This window comes from Pseudoalteromonas nanhaiensis (assembly GCF_051235485.1).
Taxonomy (GTDB): Bacteria; Pseudomonadota; Gammaproteobacteria; order Enterobacterales; family Alteromonadaceae; genus Pseudoalteromonas; species Pseudoalteromonas lipolytica_C.
The window spans coordinates 1-16,150 of the sequence record NZ_JBPNYQ010000024.1 but is presented as its reverse complement, the minus strand read 5'-3'; the positions used below and the strand labels follow the sequence as shown (position 1 = coordinate 16,150).

Genomic DNA, 16,150 nt, shown 5'->3' with positions numbered 1-16,150 from the left:
AGCGCATATGATCAAAGTACTCATTGTTGATGATTCTGCTTTGATCCGTGGTTTGCTCAAGGAAGTACTGGAACAAGCCGATGATATTCAGGTTGTTGGTGTTGCAGAAGATCCTTATCAGGCACGAGATTCTATTAAACGGCTAAATCCTGATGTATTAACACTTGATATAGAAATGCCAAAAATGGATGGGTTGAGTTTTTTAAAAAACTTAATGCGCCTACGTCCTATGCCTGTTGTGATGATCTCTACCCTAACTCAAAAAGGCTCGCCAATTACACTTGAAGCACTAGAGATTGGTGCGGTCGACTTTATTGCAAAACCAACTGCAAATGTATCAGAAAATATTCAACGCTACGCTCACTTATTACAACAAAAAGTACGCACAGCGGCTTCTGCCAGAGTACGTACCTTTAAAGCGCAAAAGGTGGAAGATGATAAATCTTTAACTTCTTTGCAGTTTAAACAGAATGCTGTTTTGGCAATTGGCGCTTCAACAGGGGGAACCGAAGCAATTAAAGAAGTGTTGGTTCGTATGCCAGAAAATTGCCCACCTATAGTGATCACTCAGCATATTCCGCCGGTATTTAGTACCTCATTTGCGATGCGTATGGATCGAACGTGTAAAATTAACGTCAAAGAAGCTGAACAGGGTGATAAATTAAAGCCGGGTTGGGCTTATATTGCACCGGGCGATCAGCATTTAAGTGTTGTTAAAAAAGGCAGCGCTCTATATTGCCAACTCGATGCTAATGAGCTGGTAAATCGCCATCGTCCAGCTGTCGATGTGTTGTTTAATTCACTTGTTATAGCTTGCCCTAAAGTAACTGTTGCAGCATTGCTAACCGGTATGGGAAGTGATGGCGCTCAAGGCTTACTGGCGTTAAAACAAGCGGGTGCTTATACAATTGCACAAGATGAATTGTCGTCAGTGGTGTGGGGAATGCCAAAAGCCGCAGTGGAGCTCAATGCGGCTCATGAAGTTGTGCGCCTTGATAAAGTGACGGCACAAATGCTGAAACAGGCTATTACTGCGTGATAACCCAAGGTTGTGAGAACCAATAATAGCTGCCTTTTTTCGCGATTGAAGGGGCTGTGCAGTTAAAGCGAGAGCGACCTTTTTTCAGTTTTTCAGGTGAGGTGATCTTCACCGTATCTTTGCTAAGCCAAGCTAAATCTGCTTGGCCAATACCTGAAACATAACAAGCAAACTGACTTTTATGAAAATCTTGCATATCAAATTGCATCGTTAAACTAGGTGGGTTTTCGTCTGTCACACTATCTGAGTAGGTAAGCTGTTTGATAGTGAATGCTTGTGAGTCGAGTTTAGTGGCAAGCGTATCAAGCTTTGAATAAAAGCCTGATGCCGGAAAACGTGGTAATCGAGTAAAGTCAGAATGGATCCCTACAGCACCCGAATGCTGACCTATACCAACAAACCCGAGTGATTTAACTAACTGCTGTAATGAATTATTAAACTCGCCATAAGGGTAAGCAAGGTATTTATAATCATGACCAATTTCTTCTTTTATGCGCTGCTGGGCAGATAGAATGTCGTTCTTAGTACGCGCAAGCCATGCTTGCTCAGTTTCGTCTGGCTGTTTGCGATGCAAGTAATTATGAGTTTGCGTGTGGTTGCTAATTAAGGCGCCTTTACTTGATAGCTCTTTTAGCTGTTGCCAGGTCATCACATAGCTTTTGCCTTCATCAATAAGTTCAGGGTTTACGAAAATAGTATACGGATAGCCAAACTTTTCTAAGATAGGAGCAGCTTCTTCGTAATTGTTTTTATAGCCATCATCGAAGGTAATCGCGACAGTTTTATCTGTTAAAGGGTGTCCCGCTTGTAACGAGGTGATGAGGTCATTTAATGGAATAACTTTGAAGTTATTGTCTTTTAAATATTGCATGTGTTCAGTGAATGTTTCGCTGCTGACACTGGTTACCGCAGGAAGGCTTTCACTGACGTGATGATACTGTAGAATGACTGCGCCATGGGCACGCAAAGATAAACCTAACAGGACTGCAAATACTACATGAAACATTTTCTTAAACGTCATAAGGCACACCATAAAAGTTTACTGTTATTAGCCGGTCCGATGATTTTATCAAATATTACCGTGCCAATGTTAGGTTTAGTTGATACTGCTGTAATCGGTCATCTAGGAAGCGCTCACTATTTGGCAGGTATAGCACTCGGTTCAGCAGTTATCTCGTTATTATTTTGGCTAGCAGGCTTTTTACGCATGAGTACCACAGGTTTGGTTGCACAGGCCTATGGAAAACACGATCACAGCTTACTTGCTGAGCTATTAAAGCGCAGCTTGCTACTAGCAACAGCGGTTGCGCTGCTATTAATAGCGCTGAGTATACCTATTCAATCCTTAATGGCATATTTATCAAATGCCAATGAAGCTGTTTTAGAACAAGCAAATAGCTATTTTTCGATTCGTATTTTTAGTGCACCTGCCGCCTTATGTAACTTGGTGTTGCTTGGTTGGATGTTAGGAGTGCATTATGGCCGGGGGCCATTTTATTTATTACTTATTACTAACATAACCAATATCGTGCTTGATATTTATTTTGTAGTGTTTCTTGATTGGGGCGTTGCAGGAGCTGCGTGGGCATCTTTAATTGCTGATTATATTGCGCTTGCTTTTGCACTTATGTTAGTTGCACAACTAGCTAAAAAACAAGGTGTTAACCTTGCTGTGAAAGACTGGTTAAGTGTTGCTAAGTTACTTGATTTAGTGAGCTTAAATCGTGATATTTTTATTCGCTCACTAGCACTGCAATTATGTTTTAGTTTTATGACTTTTTATGGCGCACGTATCGGCGAAACAACCTTAGCGGCTAATGCCGTGTTGCTAAACTTTTTAATGTTGGTGAGCTTTGCGCTTGATGGTATTGCTTATGCAAGTGAGGCAAAGGTCGGCAAGGCTAAAGGTGAGCACAGCGCTAAGCAGATTAAGTTATGGGTTAATTTGAGCTTGTTTTGGGGCGGGTTATTTGCACTGTTTTATAGCCTTATATTTTTATTATTTGGCGAGGCAATTATTCGCTTACTTACCGATGTTCCAGAAGTTATTGAAATGGCAACCGATTACTTGCCTTGGGTAATTATATTGCCTATTGCGGCGATGGGGTGTTTCTTATTTGATGGCGTATTTGTGGGGTTAACCCGTGCCAAAGACATGCGTAACACTATGCTATTTAGTGCTGTAGTGGGCTTTTTCGGGCTGTTTTGGTTAGTGAGTAGCTGGCAAAATCATGGTTTATGGTTTGCGATGACCAGCTTCATGCTAATGCGCGGATTAACGCTGTGGTTTCGCTACCGTAAAATTGTCAACAACCAGCAATTATTAGAGTAAATTATTTCCACAAATCGGGGTCATGATCTTTTGGGGATGAGCGCTCTAAAACTTGCGCAAACCGGTTGGCAAAAATGCCTAGGTAACCCCAACCAGCAAAGAATAAAGCTATTGCTAATACGACTAAGCCGATTAATTGAAAAAATGCGGGTCCATAGTAGCCTATGGCAATAAAAATCACGGCTAGCACAAAGAGTGCTAGGCCGCGAAGAAAGCGTTTTAAGCTTAACTTGGGGTCGCTACCTAAGCGAAATACCCACTTTTTAAGCATGCTTTAGAGACCGGTTAGTAGTAAGAATGCTCACCAGATTGGTGATCAGTGATGTCTCTTACACCATTGATTTCATCAAACTTGGCAATCATTTCTTTTTCGATGCCTTCTTTTAGTGTGACATCAATCATTGAACAACCGTTACAGCCACCGCCAAATTGCAGTACTGCAATGCCGTCAGCAGTAATTTCTACTAGGCTAACTTGGCCGCCGTGGTTAGCGAGCTGTGGGTTCACTTCAGTTTCAAGCATGTGTTGTACACGCTCTTGTAATGACGCATCATCGCTAAGTTTACGTGCTTTTGCATTTGGTGCTTTAAGTGTTAACTGAGTACCCATTTTGTCAGTTACAAAATCGATTTCAGCTTCTTCCAAGAAAGGGGCACTTTCAGCATCAACAATGGCATCAAAACCATTAAATGGTAGACGAATATCAGTCGCTTCAACGGCGTCTTCAGGGCAGTAAGAAACACCACACTCAGCCTGCGAAGTACCTGGATTTACAACAAAAACACGAATGTTAGTTTGTTCAGCTTGGTCTGCTAAAAGTTTAGCAAAATGAGATTGTGCAGATTCAGAAATAGAGATCATAAAACGGACTATACTTGACTAAATTACTCGGATACTGCCTATCATACTCCGCTCATCGTGTTGTCGCCAGTGTTGAGCGTAAAAAGTTGCATCTATTTTATCGAATGGTAGCGTTAAAACATCAAATAATTATGGGTGCTATCTATGCGTTTTATAATAACAATATTAACTATGCTAGTGAGCGTTAGCGCATTAGCAAAACCTCTTTCTTATTACTTTGAACAAGATGTGAAATTTGACCCAAATATTCCTACCCCTGAGCAGGTACTAGGTTATGAGGTGGGTGAGTGGCATGTGCGACATGATCAGCTTGTGCAATATATGCAAATTCTGGCCGAAAAAAGTGACCGAATGAACTTTAAAGTAATTGGTCGCACTCATGAGCAACGCCCGCTGGTGATGTTAACGATTACTGCACCAGACAAGCTAGGCCAAGTTGAATCTATTCGTAAAGCTCATTTAGCGCGTTTAAATGGTGGGGCTACTAACTCAAGCAAACAGCCGGCGGTTGTTTGGATGGGTTACAGCGTACATGGCAATGAATCATCAGGTAGCAATGCATCGCTATTGGTTGCCTATTATTTGGCCGCTGCACAAGGGCCAGAAATTGACACCTTACTGAATAACACGGTTATTTTGCTCGACCCATCATTAAACCCTGATGGCTTAGCGCGTTTTGCAAATTGGGCAAACAGCAACCGTGGTATGAAGTTGTCATCAGATCCACAAACTCGCGAGCATATCGAAAGTTGGCCGAGTAGCCGTACTAACCATTACTTGTTTGACTTAAACCGTGATTGGTTATTGCTGCAACACCCTGAATCACGTGCACGTATCGCACAGTTTCACCAGTGGAAGCCAAATATTCTGACTGACTTCCACGAAATGGGCCCGAATAGCACGTATTTTTTTCAGCCAGGGATCCCAACTCGTAAACACCCAATCACGCCTGAAGAAAACGTTACGCTGACTAAAGCAATTGCAAATTATCATGCAAAGACACTTGATGAGCATAATGCGCTTTACTTCACTGAAGAAAGCTTTGATGACTTTTACTATGGTAAAGGCTCAACTTACCCAGACGTAAATGGCGGTGTAGGTATTTTATTTGAACAAGCAAGCTCACGTGGTCACTTACAAGAAACCATCAACGGCCCGTTAAGTTTTCCGTTTACGATTAAAAATCAGTTATTAACTAGCTTGTCGACGTTCCAAGCGGCGATTGATAACCGTACTGACTTACTTGATTATCAAGCCAAATTTTACAACAAAGCGATAGATCTTGCTGGCGATGAAGACTTCAAAGGTTATGTTGTTAAAGGTGGTGCTGATACGAGTCGCATGCAGTACTTCCTTGATTTATTGAAGCAGCATCAAATTAATGCGTATGTGCTCGAAGAGCCGTTAAAAGTAAATGGTCAAAGCTTTTCTGAAAAAAGTTACTATGTGCCATTAGCACAGCCGCAATTTCGTTTAATTAAAGCGATTTTTAGTGAGCAACAGCGTTTTGTCGATAACACGTTTTATGATGTATCTGGCTGGACTCTTGCGCATGCTTTCAATCTAGAGTTTGCTAAGGTAAGCAGCAATTGGGGCTTAAATGTTGCTAAAGAGCCTTGGCAACAGCCTGTAAAATCAAGCTATGCAGCATTACCACAAAGCTATGCTTATGCATTCAAATGGGATGATTATTTAGCGCCAAAAATGCTTAATAGCTTACTCGAACAAGGTGTCAAAGCGCGTGTGGCATTAAGCCCACTCACAGCAAAAACGCCTATGGGTGAGATTGCTTTTGAGCCTGGAAGTATCCTTGTGCCTGCAGGTCTGCAAACAGATAGCAACTGGGTTAGCTATTTAAACCAAGCACAAAACGAGTTTGGCATTGAAATTACACCAATTAGTTCAGGCTTAACGGTGAAAGGTGCTGACTTGGGCTCTCGTTCAATGGCGGTAGTGAAAGCGCCGAAAGTGCTATTAGTCGGTGGTGAAGGGAGCAGCCAGTATGAGCTTGGCGAGGTATGGTATTACCTAGACCGTTTCGTTGGCACAGCGCCAAGCATTGTTGAAATGCAACGTCTTGATGATATTGATCTTGAAAACTACAGCCATATCATTCTAGCGCACGGTAATTACAATCGTCTTGATGATGCAACGAAAGTGGCAATTAAGTCGTGGGTTCGTAAAGGCGGAGTTATTTGGGGACACAAAGGCGGAGCTAAGTTCCTAGCCGATCAACAATTATTAAAAGCTAATTACTTATCTCGTCGTGATGTAGCCAGCGCCTTTGATACAACAGGGCTTACCTATGCTGATAAAGATGACCTCGCTGGTCGTCAGCGTATTGCGGGTGCAATTTTTAATACCTCAGTGGACTTATCTCACCCTCTGACGTATTCGCTGAACCGTAATACATTACCTGTATTTAAGAATAGCACTTGGTTGCTTGAGAAATCAGACGCACCTTTTGTTAACGTACTTACTTACACAGACAAGCCGCTTTTAGCTGGCTTTACTGATGACGTAAACGTGGAGCAAGTAGCGGGTGCAGCAGGACTGATTGCACACTCATACGGTAAGGGGAGTGTCATTGGTATGACTGATAACCCAGTATTTCGTGGTTACTGGTACGGCACTAGTCGCTTACTGAGCAATGCATTATTTTTTGGTAACGCATTCTATGCCTCAGCTGACTAATCACCTTTAATGTGCACCTAACGGAGTTAAGCAGGTAAGCATAGCCCACACCTGTTTAGCTCCGGCTTCTTTAATGACCTCAGTCGCTGCATTTAAAGTTGCGCCAGAGGTCATCACATCATCAATGATTGCCACGGTTTTTGCAGACAAATCCTGCTGGCAAATAAACGCACCCTTTAAGTTTTTAATTCTGTTCGTTTTACTGAGCTTTGATTGTGCTTTTGTAGCTTTTAGCTTTTGAAGAGGCGAAATAATAGGCTCATTTTGTGTTTGGAGTACAGGCAACCATGTTTGACTGACTTGGTTGAAGCCACGGGTTAAAAATCGCTGTTTATGTAATGGCATTATAATAAAAGCGTCTGGCCAGTGGATATTTACTTTGCGAGCAACTGCAAGTTGCTGGCTAATGATTTGTTGTAGAGCAATCTTATAATACTGTTGGTCATTAAATTTTAACTGCTTTAACCATTGATTTAAGGGCGCTTGGTACCAAGCGCAGGCAATTAAGTGGTCAAACTGACAGTCAGGAAAAGCATCACAGACATCAGGCCTGTGTAACAGGTTTGGGTGGCGTTCTAAATCAAATAAGCTTAGATCTTGCAAACAATAACTACATAAAGCATGGTTAGGATTAATATGGCTGTTACAGCCAATACAAAAGTTTGGAAATAACGTGTCTAAACCTAGTTTTAAAGCATGGGTTAAACGAGACATTGCATTCATTCCTTTAAACGCTATCATGAGCGCTAAGTGTGGTCCGGAATGATGAAATATGCAAAATGATATGGTGTTACTACATGGTTGGGGAATGAACCAAGGCGTGTGGCAAGTAATAATGCCTGAACTGGAATTTTTCCATGATGGTGAGGTTCGTTGCTTGGATTTACCGGGATTTGGTAATGCACAAAACTGCCCAGCCCCTTACACCTTGCATGCCGCTGCTGAGCAACTTAGTGAGCAATTGAATGAAGGGTCATTACTCGTTGGATGGTCATTAGGTGGATTATTTGCTTTGTACATTGCAGCTCATTGGCCAGAAAAGGTGGCTAAAGTTGTGCTTGTTGCATCAACGCCTTTCTTTGCCGAGCAGAATGACTGGCCAGGTATTAAACCGAATGTATTAAATACCTTCAAAGAGCAACTTGTTAGTCACCGCGAAAAAACCATTGAGCGATTTTTAGCAATCCAGGCGATGGGCAGTGAATCGGCCCGTGACGATATTAAACAACTAAAAACTTTATTAAATCAGTATCCAGCACCACAAGAGCAGGCTTTAAGCGCAGGTTTAGAAATTTTGCAGCATGACGATTTACGCTCACTGTTTGCTGAGCTAAGTGTGCCAGTATGTGGCATTTTTGGTCGCTTAGATTCACTGGTTCCTTATCGAGCAATTGAAAAAATGCATGCTTTACAGCCTGAGTTTGAGTATGAAGTATTAGATAAAGCATCGCATGCCCCGTTTATCTCCCATAAAAAAGCATTTATAACAGCACTGAAATCAATGTGTTAATTTAAACTCGGCCGTAGGCCACAAAAATAGCGGGATTTAGCTTTATTTTGCTCGTTTTATGAGCGATACTTAACAAGTGAATCTCACTGTTGGAGGGTGTTATGCCAATCAGTTCTGTTTTTAATAATGCGGTAGAAGGTTATAACCGTGCAAGCCAAGGTATCGAAAAGGCGAGCGCTGAGATTAGCCGTGCCTCAATTGATCAGCAAGATGATGCCCAACTAGCTCAACAACGTCAATTACAAGCGGCAACTCCAAATGAAGCTGTAACTCCGCCAGTTTCACAACCTGCCCCAATCGATGAGTCGCTTGTTAATTTGAAAGTTGAAGAATTTAATGCAAAAGCAAACATCAACACCATTCAAACTGCTGATGAAGTGCTGGGTACGTTAATTGATATCAAAGTTTAGCACTTATGAATATCGTTACTCCGTTTCCCTCGATTAATATCAACACGGCGAATGTGCACACCGAAAGTGCTCGCCGTGATAATCAGTTACGTGAAGTAATCCCGCCACCCGCTGCTACTAAACCAAGTAATGCCGAAAATAAAACGCTTAGTGATGGTGATAAAACCAAGCAACCGGGTTCTGAGGCTGGTACTTACGATGCCAAAGGTCGTTTATCTGAAGATAAAGTGATTGAGGAGCGTCAACAAGGCAGTGAACAAGGCGATCCAGAGCAATCAGAACAAGACGCTAAACAAGAACAGAAAAAAGAGCAAAAGGTTGCTGAGCAAGAGCAACAAGACGCTGAACAAATAAAAGAATTAAAAGCGCGTGATACCGAAGTGCGTATTCATGAGCAAGCGCATGCCACAGTAGGGGGGCAGTATGCGGGCTCTCCTAGCTACGAGTATCAACGTGGCCCCGATGGTACAAACTATGCTGTTGGCGGTGAGGTGCAAATTGATGTTGCTGAAATAAAAGGTGACCCACAAGCCACAATCGAAAAAATGCAGACGGTGCGTGCAGCGGCACTTGCGCCACAAGAGCCTTCAAGTGCTGATCGCTCAATTGCTGCAGATGCCACACAAAAGCTTATGGCAGCGCAGGCTGAGCTTGCCAGCCAATCAGCTGATGGCGATGCTGACTCAGGCAAATCGACCTTCAAAATAAACAGTGAGTATACCGAAGATAGCGCAACTCAAAGCAGTGAAACAAAAACAGCAAAGCGTGATGTTGAAGTAGATGAACGTGCCGCACGTATTGCTAATTTTTATCAAGCAGCTACCTCGCCCACTAATCAAAACCAGTTCTCTGCTTTTATTTAAGCTTCTTAAATTAAAAAACCGCGTAAGTTAAAACTCACGCGGTTTTTTATTATCGATTTACACCTATAGGGTATTATTTTTTCACTTTTGCATTGGCAAATGCATCAGCAAAGGCATTACCCATTGCTGCATTACCAAAATCACGTTTTTGTTTAGGTGCTGCACTTTTCGCTTTCGCAGCTGGCTTAGGTTTGCTAGCTGGTGCTGCTTTATTACTAGTATCAACATCATCGTCTAAACGCATAGTAAAGCTGATACGTTTGCGTGCTGCATCTACTTCAAGTACTTTTACTTTAACAATATCGCCAGCTTTAACTACTTCGCGTGGATCAGAGATGAACTTGTTGGTAATAGCAGAAATATGCACTAAACCGTCTTGGTGAACACCCACATCAACAAAGGCACCGAAGTTCGCAACATTCGACACTACACCTTCTAGGATCATACCCGGTTTTAGGTCGTTAATGGTTTCAACACCGGCTTTAAATTCAGCTGTTTTAAACTCAGGACGCGGGTCACGACCCGGTTTATCAAGCTCTTTAATAATATCGGTAACTGTTGGTAAACCAAACTTTTCGTCTGTGTAGTCGTTAGCAACCAGTTTATTTAAGATATCAGAGTTACCAATTAAGCTATTTACATCGAGGTTGTTCTTTTCGCAGATGCGTTTAACAACCGGGTAAGCTTCAGGGTGAACAGATGACTTATCAAGAGGATCTGTACCATTAGTGATACGTAAGAAACCAGCCGCTTGTTCAAAGGCTTTTGGCCCTAAACGCTCTACTTTTTTCAGTTCAGAGCGTTTGCTAAATGAACCATTCGCATCACGGTAGCTAACAATATTTTGTGCTAACGTTTTATTTAAGCCCGATACGCGAGTAAGTAGTGGCACCGAGGCCATATTTAAATCTACACCTACTGAGTTTACACAGTCCTCTACAACTGATGTTAGCGTTTGTCCTAGCTGGCTTTGTGATACGTCGTGTTGGTATTGGCCCACACCGATTGATTTAGGCTCAATTTTTACCAGCTCAGCAAGAGGGTCTTGTAAGCGACGCGCAATTGACACCGCACCACGCAGTGAAACATCAAGGTTAGGGAACTCGTTGGCAGCAAATTCAGACGCTGAATAAACAGATGCACCTGCTTCACTGACCATGATTTTATTTAGTTTAAGTTCACTGTTCGCTTTGATAAGTTCAGCAACTAACTTATCTGATTCACGTGAAGCTGTTCCATTACCGATGGCGATTAGCTCAACTTTGTGCTGGCGACATAACTGCTCTAAGGTACGTAATGATTTTTCCCAGTGGTTTTGGGGTGCATGAGGGAAAATGGTTTGCGTGGTTAAAAGCTTACCTGTGCTGTCTACAACGGCAATTTTACAACCTGTACGTAAACCAGGATCAAGACCTAGAGTAGTACGCGGGCCTGCAGGTGCAGCCATTAATAAATCTTTTAAGTTTTTCGCAAAAACGTCAATTGCGCCAGTTTCAGCTTTTTCACGCATTGCGCCTAAAAACTCATTCTCAAGGTGAAGGCTTAATTTAATCTTCCACGCCCATTGCACCACACTCATCAGCCAGCTACTTGCAGCAGAGTTGCTTACATCTAAGCGATAATGATCGGCAATCATCTGTGCGCACACTTGGGCTGGGTTTTCTGCGCTAGGTTCAGGGTTGATACTGAGTTGTAAAACCCCCTCATTGCGAGCACGAAGCATAGCAAGTGCACGGTGTGATGGTACTTTCTTAAGTGGCTCTTGATGCTCAAAGTAGTCGCGGTACTTAGCGCCATTATTTTCTTGGCCTGCTATTATTGTGCTTTCTATTTGACCATGCTGTGAGATGTGGCTGCGGAATTTAGCCAATAACTTAGCATCTTCTGCAAAGCGTTCCATCAGAATAAATTTAGCGCCATCAAGTACAGCCTTACTATCAGCAAAGCCTGCATCAGCATTTATGTAATCAGCTGCGAGTTGTTCTGGATCGAGGTTTGGATCATTAAATAATGCATCGGCAAGCGGCTCAATGCCGGCTTCAATAGCAATTTGACCTTTCGTGCGACGCTTAGGCTTGAACGGTAAATATAAATCTTCAAGCTCAGTTTTACTGTCAGCGTTATTAATATCAGCATTTAGCTCTGCTGTTAATTTGCCTTGTTCTTCAATGGTGGCAAGAATAAAACTGCGGCGTTCTTCTAATTCGCGTAAATAAGATAAACGTTGTTCAAGTAAACGTAATTGTGTGTCGTCTAGACCACCAGTTACTTCTTTACGATAACGGGCGATAAAAGGGACTGTGGCACCTTCATCAAGTAATTTGATTGCAGCAACAACTTGTGTTTGCTGGGCATTTAGCTCGGTCGCTAAGCGTGCAGAGATATTGCTCATGCATAAACCTTTTTAGAAATAGAAAATCAGTAAAACTGAAGATTAATTGCCTGAATAATATCACAATAAGAAGGCCTTAAAAGCACTGCTTTTAAGGCCCGCAAAAATAGTTTTACACAACGCTGATTTTAGGCGTTAGTGTGGGTGGTCAATCTGCTGCATGACTTCACTGAAGCTGTTAGCTATTGGATTGATATTGACCGGAATATGGAGTTTCTTAGCGATTTCTCGCGCAGAAATCAAACCGCAAATTTCATGGTTTGCACTAGTCACTAATAAGAACATCATACCTTGATGCTCCATAGTTTGCAGTGCATCTCCAATACATGCATAGCTGATGCTCTGCAAGCTTACTCCCGCTAAATTGCTAAGTGGTGTCATTACATCGTGTAGTGTTAATTCATCACGGTGTAAGTTTAAACGCTGCGCAAGAATCATAATCTTTGAGCTTTGTAAATCTGCGCTAGAGGTGATCCCGAGCAGTTTATCTTCGCCATCAATCACTAAAATAAAATCTGAACAGCAACTATTTGTTTGTTTTAACGCATCAACGATAGATGTGCCATAGTGGGCACGAAGCGGGTCTTTTTTAGTAAAGCTATTAAGTACTTTAAGTGCAGAAGAAGTGAGATCTAGTGTTGGCTCAACTTCATTTACTGCATTAGATAATGCGCCATTAGAGATATCTTGTAGACGTAATTCTTTGAATTTATTCATTTTGTTCACCATACATTTTAATAAAACTGAAATAGAAAAATTTGAGTTAATTAAAAAGCAGGTGGCCCTCGCTGGTGTGCGCTATAAACAGACGCCTTGTTACAAGGTTGAGCATACAACACAACACGTGCATCTGGCAGTGGTTGGGCTACATTGGCGATGTACGCAGGTGTATGTTTGTCTAGGTCGGTATCTAGATTGGCAGGGTCTGCACTATCACACGCAATAAAATGTGCGGTTGGTGTAACACTGTCTGAGTGGCTTTCTATATCGTTGGCATAAGATATCAAACTCACACATATTAAAAGTGCGAATACAATTGCATTACTTATTATGCGTTGCATTGCGTTTGACATAATTACTACCTTCTAAAACTCAAGTAATGATTTATCTTGAGTATCTTTAGTTATAGATCACATTTTTAGACTAAACAATCATTAATTAACGCTTTCTGAATTTTCTGGGAAAAATTATTTTGCATCAGGATAGGTTATCTCATTGATGAACCACTCTTTTGTACCTTCAGGCGTGTTTACCGTAAAGTCATCATCGACCTGTTTGCCAAGCAGTGCCCGAGCCATTGGTGCATCGATAGATATGTAGTCTTTACGCTCGTAAATTTCATCAGGACCAACAATACGAAAGCGTTTTGTCTCGCCTTGTTCGTTTTCAATTTCGACCCAAGCACCAAAGAAAACTTTACCCGCTTGCTGTGGATTGTAATCAATGATTTTAAGATCTGGCATACGTTTACGAAGATAGCGTACACGGCGGTCGATCTGTCGTAAAACACGTTTATTAAACTGATAATCGGCGTTTTCAGAACGATCGCCTAGGCTTGCCGCCCAGGTAACAATTTTGGTAATTTCTGGGCGCTTTTCATGCCATAAGTAATCATGTTCTTGTTGTAATTGCTGATACCCTTCTCGGGTTATTAAATTTGTCTTTGCCATTTTATTCAGCCTAAAAAGAAAACCAGCCGCAAAGTATACCCTTTGTCGAGCAGGATTTTGAAATGTTCAGTAACAATCTAAGCGCGTAATTCGTTTTTTATTCTTAACTTTTTCATTTATATTAATAAGTAACATATTACAAAAAGAATGAAAGTTATGGGACACGAAACGACAAAAGTATTGGTTGTTGATGATGATATGCGCTTACGCAGTTTGCTAGAGCGTTACCTTGTAGAACAAGGTTTTATTGTTCGTACAGCAGCAAATTCAGAGCAAATGGATCGCTTACTAGAGCGCGAAAACTTCCACTTGATTGTATTAGATTTAATGTTACCGGGTGAAGATGGTCTTTCAATTTGCCGTCGTTTACGTCAAAAAGAAAATGACATTCCTATTGTAATGCTCACAGCAAAAGGTGATGAAGTAGACCGCATCATTGGTTTAGAGCTCGGTGCAGATGATTATATTCCTAAACCATTCAATCCACGTGAGTTACTCGCGCGTATCAAAGCAATTTTACGTCGTCGTGCTAAAGAAGTGCCAGGCGCCCCTGCTGCCGAAGAAAACGAAATTAGTTTTGGTGAGTTTACTCTTAACCTTGCGACCCGCGAAATGAGTCATGGTGACAAAACAATGTCGTTAACCAGTGGGGAGTTTGCTGTATTGAAAGCCTTGGTAACACATCCTCGTGAACCGCTTAGTCGCGATAAGCTAATGAACTTAGCACGTGGCCGTGATTACAGTGCACTTGAGCGCAGTATCGATGTTCAGGTATCGCGCTTACGTCGTATGATTGAAGTTGATGCGGCTAATCCTCGTTATATACAAACAGTATGGGGCTTAGGCTACGTATTTGTGCCAGATGGTGAAAAATAACAATAATGGGCATGTTTCCACGTAGTGCGTTTGGACAAACGGTATTTTTGGTTGCGGCCCTGCTGTTAATCAATCAAATAGTCTCTTATATCACAGTCAGTTTTTATGTTGTTAAACCAACGATAGAACAAGTAAACCTTATTCTCTCAAAACAGGTGAAAACCGTGTTTATTGAATGGGAAGAGGGAGTGGAGGTAAGCAAAGAAGCCTCTGACAAGTTTTTTGAGATCACCGGCATTGAAGTCATGACGCAGCGCCAAGCTATGCGTGAAGGGTTGGCTGAAACTCGCGAGTACTCTATGCTATCGCGCAGCATGTCGAAAGAGCTTAATGGCTCTGCGCGGGTACGTATTAGCCAAACCGATCCGCTTGTGTATTGGGTTGAAGCTCCGCAAGCGCCAGGTTATTGGGTACGTGTGCCGCTCACCGGATTGCAAGAAAACAACCTAAAGTTCTTAACCTTTTATTTATCGAGTATTGGCTTTTTAAGTGTACTCGGTGGTTGGTTGTTTGCCCGTCATCTAAATAGACCTTTAAAAGCACTGCAACAAGCCGCTGTTAAAGTAGGGGTAGGTGACTTTTCTACCAAACTAGAAGAGCAGGGCTCTACAGAAGTGATTGAAGTAACCCGAGCGTTTAACCAAATGTCGCGAGGTATTGCTGCCCTTGAGAATGATCGCCGATTATTAATGGCAGGTGTTTCACATGACCTACGTACCCCGCTTACGCGGATTCGTTTAGCGACCGAAATGATGTCGGACGATGAAGATTACCTGCGTGAAGGGATCATTCATGATATTGAAGATATGAACGCCATTATCGATCAATTCATTGAATATTTACGCCATCACAAACGCGAAGAACTCGAACTTGAAGACTTAAATGCGATTGTTTCAGAAGTCGTTGAAGCTGAGCAAAAGCATCATCGCACTATTACCTTTAAAGAAAACCCTAGCTTAGGCGAAGTGCCAGTAAGCACGGTGGCAATAAAACGTGTTGTAACCAATATGATTGAAAATGCAATTCGCTATTCAGACGGTGATATTGAAGTTGAAACTCGCGTGAGCAGTAATAAAAAGTTTGCCATGGTGGTGGTGAATGATCACGGCCCGGGTATTCCTGAAAGCGAACTTGAAACCGTATTTGAACCGTTCAAACAAGGTGATGCGGCACGTGGTAGTGAAGGCAGTGGCTTAGGTCTTGCGATAATTAAACGTATTGTCGATATGCATGGCGGCCGAGTACAGCTACTTAATCGCCCTGAAGGTGGCCTCAGCGCACAGATTTATTTACCGTTTTAAAAGCCTTAAGCTATAAGTTTAAAGCAGCCCGAGATGGCTGCTTTTTTGTTAATAAAAAAGCGCGACATCAAATGCCGCGCTTTTAATAATGTTTAGCAACTAGCAACTAGCAACTAGCAACTAGCAACTAGTACTCTTTCACATATATTTTGATCAGTTGCCCCTACTTAAATTCAGGTAACTGATCTTTTTCAATCAATAA

Annotated in this window: 16 protein-coding genes; 8 read left to right on the top strand and 8 right to left on the bottom strand. The window is 42.0% G+C overall.

Annotated elements, in window-relative coordinates; all coding sequences use genetic code 11:
* Positions 1–7 precede the first annotated feature (7 nt).
* On the top strand, positions 8–1,039 hold the full coding sequence (locus tag ACSFVZ_RS16915; RefSeq protein WP_135922896.1) for a protein-glutamate methylesterase/protein-glutamine glutaminase: 1,032 nt from the start codon (positions 8–10) through the stop codon (positions 1,037–1,039).
* Here the strand turns inward: ACSFVZ_RS16915 and ACSFVZ_RS16910 are convergent.
* Entirely contained in the window at positions 1,029–2,060 is a 1,032-nt protein-coding gene (locus ACSFVZ_RS16910) for a polysaccharide deacetylase family protein (protein ID WP_240704480.1), read from the bottom strand. The genes ACSFVZ_RS16915 and ACSFVZ_RS16910 overlap by 11 nt on opposite strands.
* On the opposite strand from ACSFVZ_RS16910, the gene dinF reads away from it, so the two are divergent.
* Entirely contained in the window at positions 2,037–3,371 is a 1,335-nt protein-coding gene (gene dinF, locus ACSFVZ_RS16905) for an MATE family efflux transporter DinF (protein WP_435559276.1), read from the top strand. The two genes, ACSFVZ_RS16910 and dinF, sit on opposite strands and share 24 nt — an antisense overlap.
* A 1-nt stretch (position 3,372) precedes the next feature.
* On the opposite strand, the gene ACSFVZ_RS16900 is transcribed toward dinF, so the two are convergent.
* Both ACSFVZ_RS16900 and nfuA read right to left on the bottom strand, forming a co-directional pair.
* Entirely contained in the window at positions 3,373–3,642 is a 270-nt protein-coding gene (locus ACSFVZ_RS16900; RefSeq protein WP_281547151.1) for a hypothetical protein, read from the bottom strand.
* A 14-nt stretch (positions 3,643–3,656) separates the two neighbouring features.
* Complete coding sequence (gene nfuA, locus ACSFVZ_RS16895; RefSeq protein WP_063702428.1) at positions 3,657–4,232, bottom strand: Fe-S biogenesis protein NfuA; 576 nt, start codon at positions 4,230–4,232, stop codon at positions 3,657–3,659.
* Positions 4,233–4,376: 144 nt separating this feature from the next.
* On the opposite strand from nfuA, the gene ACSFVZ_RS16890 reads away from it, so the two are divergent.
* Positions 4,377–6,926, top strand: coding sequence for a M14 metallopeptidase family protein (locus tag ACSFVZ_RS16890; RefSeq protein WP_421967705.1), 2,550 nt, complete (start codon positions 4,377–4,379; stop codon positions 6,924–6,926).
* A gap of 6 nt (positions 6,927–6,932) precedes the next feature.
* On the opposite strand, the gene ACSFVZ_RS16885 is transcribed toward ACSFVZ_RS16890, so the two are convergent.
* Positions 6,933–7,640 (bottom strand): ComF family protein, encoded by a 708-nt coding sequence (locus tag ACSFVZ_RS16885; protein WP_281547149.1) that lies wholly within the window; start codon positions 7,638–7,640, stop codon positions 6,933–6,935.
* Between the two features lie 58 nt (positions 7,641–7,698).
* On the opposite strand from ACSFVZ_RS16885, the gene bioH reads away from it, so the two are divergent.
* From bioH to ACSFVZ_RS16870, 3 genes are all read left to right on the top strand, one after another.
* Positions 7,699–8,436, top strand: coding sequence for a pimeloyl-ACP methyl ester esterase BioH (gene bioH / locus ACSFVZ_RS16880; protein ID WP_135922891.1), 738 nt, complete (start codon positions 7,699–7,701; stop codon positions 8,434–8,436).
* 101 nt (positions 8,437–8,537) lie between these two features.
* Entirely contained in the window at positions 8,538–8,846 is a 309-nt protein-coding gene (locus tag ACSFVZ_RS16875) for a hypothetical protein (protein WP_054554434.1), read from the top strand.
* 5 nt (positions 8,847–8,851) lie between these two features.
* Complete coding sequence (locus ACSFVZ_RS16870) at positions 8,852–9,709, top strand: putative metalloprotease CJM1_0395 family protein (protein WP_435559275.1); 858 nt, start codon at positions 8,852–8,854, stop codon at positions 9,707–9,709.
* Between the two features lie 73 nt (positions 9,710–9,782).
* On the opposite strand, the gene ACSFVZ_RS16865 is transcribed toward ACSFVZ_RS16870, so the two are convergent.
* The 4 genes from ACSFVZ_RS16865 to greB form a co-directional block, all read right to left on the bottom strand.
* A complete protein-coding gene (locus ACSFVZ_RS16865) occupies positions 9,783–12,101 on the bottom strand; it encodes a Tex family protein (RefSeq protein ID WP_281547146.1) in 2,319 nt (772 codons plus the stop codon).
* 135 nt (positions 12,102–12,236) lie between these two features.
* Positions 12,237–12,818: a CBS domain-containing protein gene (locus tag ACSFVZ_RS16860; protein ID WP_135922888.1), complete on the bottom strand. Its 582-nt coding sequence runs from the start codon at positions 12,816–12,818 to the stop codon at positions 12,237–12,239.
* 50 nt (positions 12,819–12,868) lie between these two features.
* Complete coding sequence (locus tag ACSFVZ_RS16855) at positions 12,869–13,174, bottom strand: hypothetical protein (protein ID WP_435559274.1); 306 nt, start codon at positions 13,172–13,174, stop codon at positions 12,869–12,871.
* A gap of 114 nt (positions 13,175–13,288) precedes the next feature.
* Positions 13,289–13,771: a transcription elongation factor GreB gene (gene greB, locus ACSFVZ_RS16850; RefSeq protein WP_435559273.1), complete on the bottom strand. Its 483-nt coding sequence runs from the start codon at positions 13,769–13,771 to the stop codon at positions 13,289–13,291.
* A 156-nt stretch (positions 13,772–13,927) separates the two neighbouring features.
* Here greB and ompR point away from each other — a divergent pair, with 156 nt between their 5' ends.
* Both ompR and envZ read left to right on the top strand, forming a co-directional pair.
* Positions 13,928–14,647 (top strand): osmolarity response regulator transcription factor OmpR, encoded by a 720-nt coding sequence (ompR, locus tag ACSFVZ_RS16845; RefSeq protein ID WP_063702407.1) that lies wholly within the window; start codon positions 13,928–13,930, stop codon positions 14,645–14,647.
* 5 nt (positions 14,648–14,652) lie between these two features.
* Positions 14,653–15,948: a two-component system sensor histidine kinase EnvZ gene (envZ, locus tag ACSFVZ_RS16840; RefSeq protein ID WP_135922885.1), complete on the top strand. Its 1,296-nt coding sequence runs from the start codon at positions 14,653–14,655 to the stop codon at positions 15,946–15,948.
* Positions 15,949–16,150 lie beyond the last annotated feature (202 nt).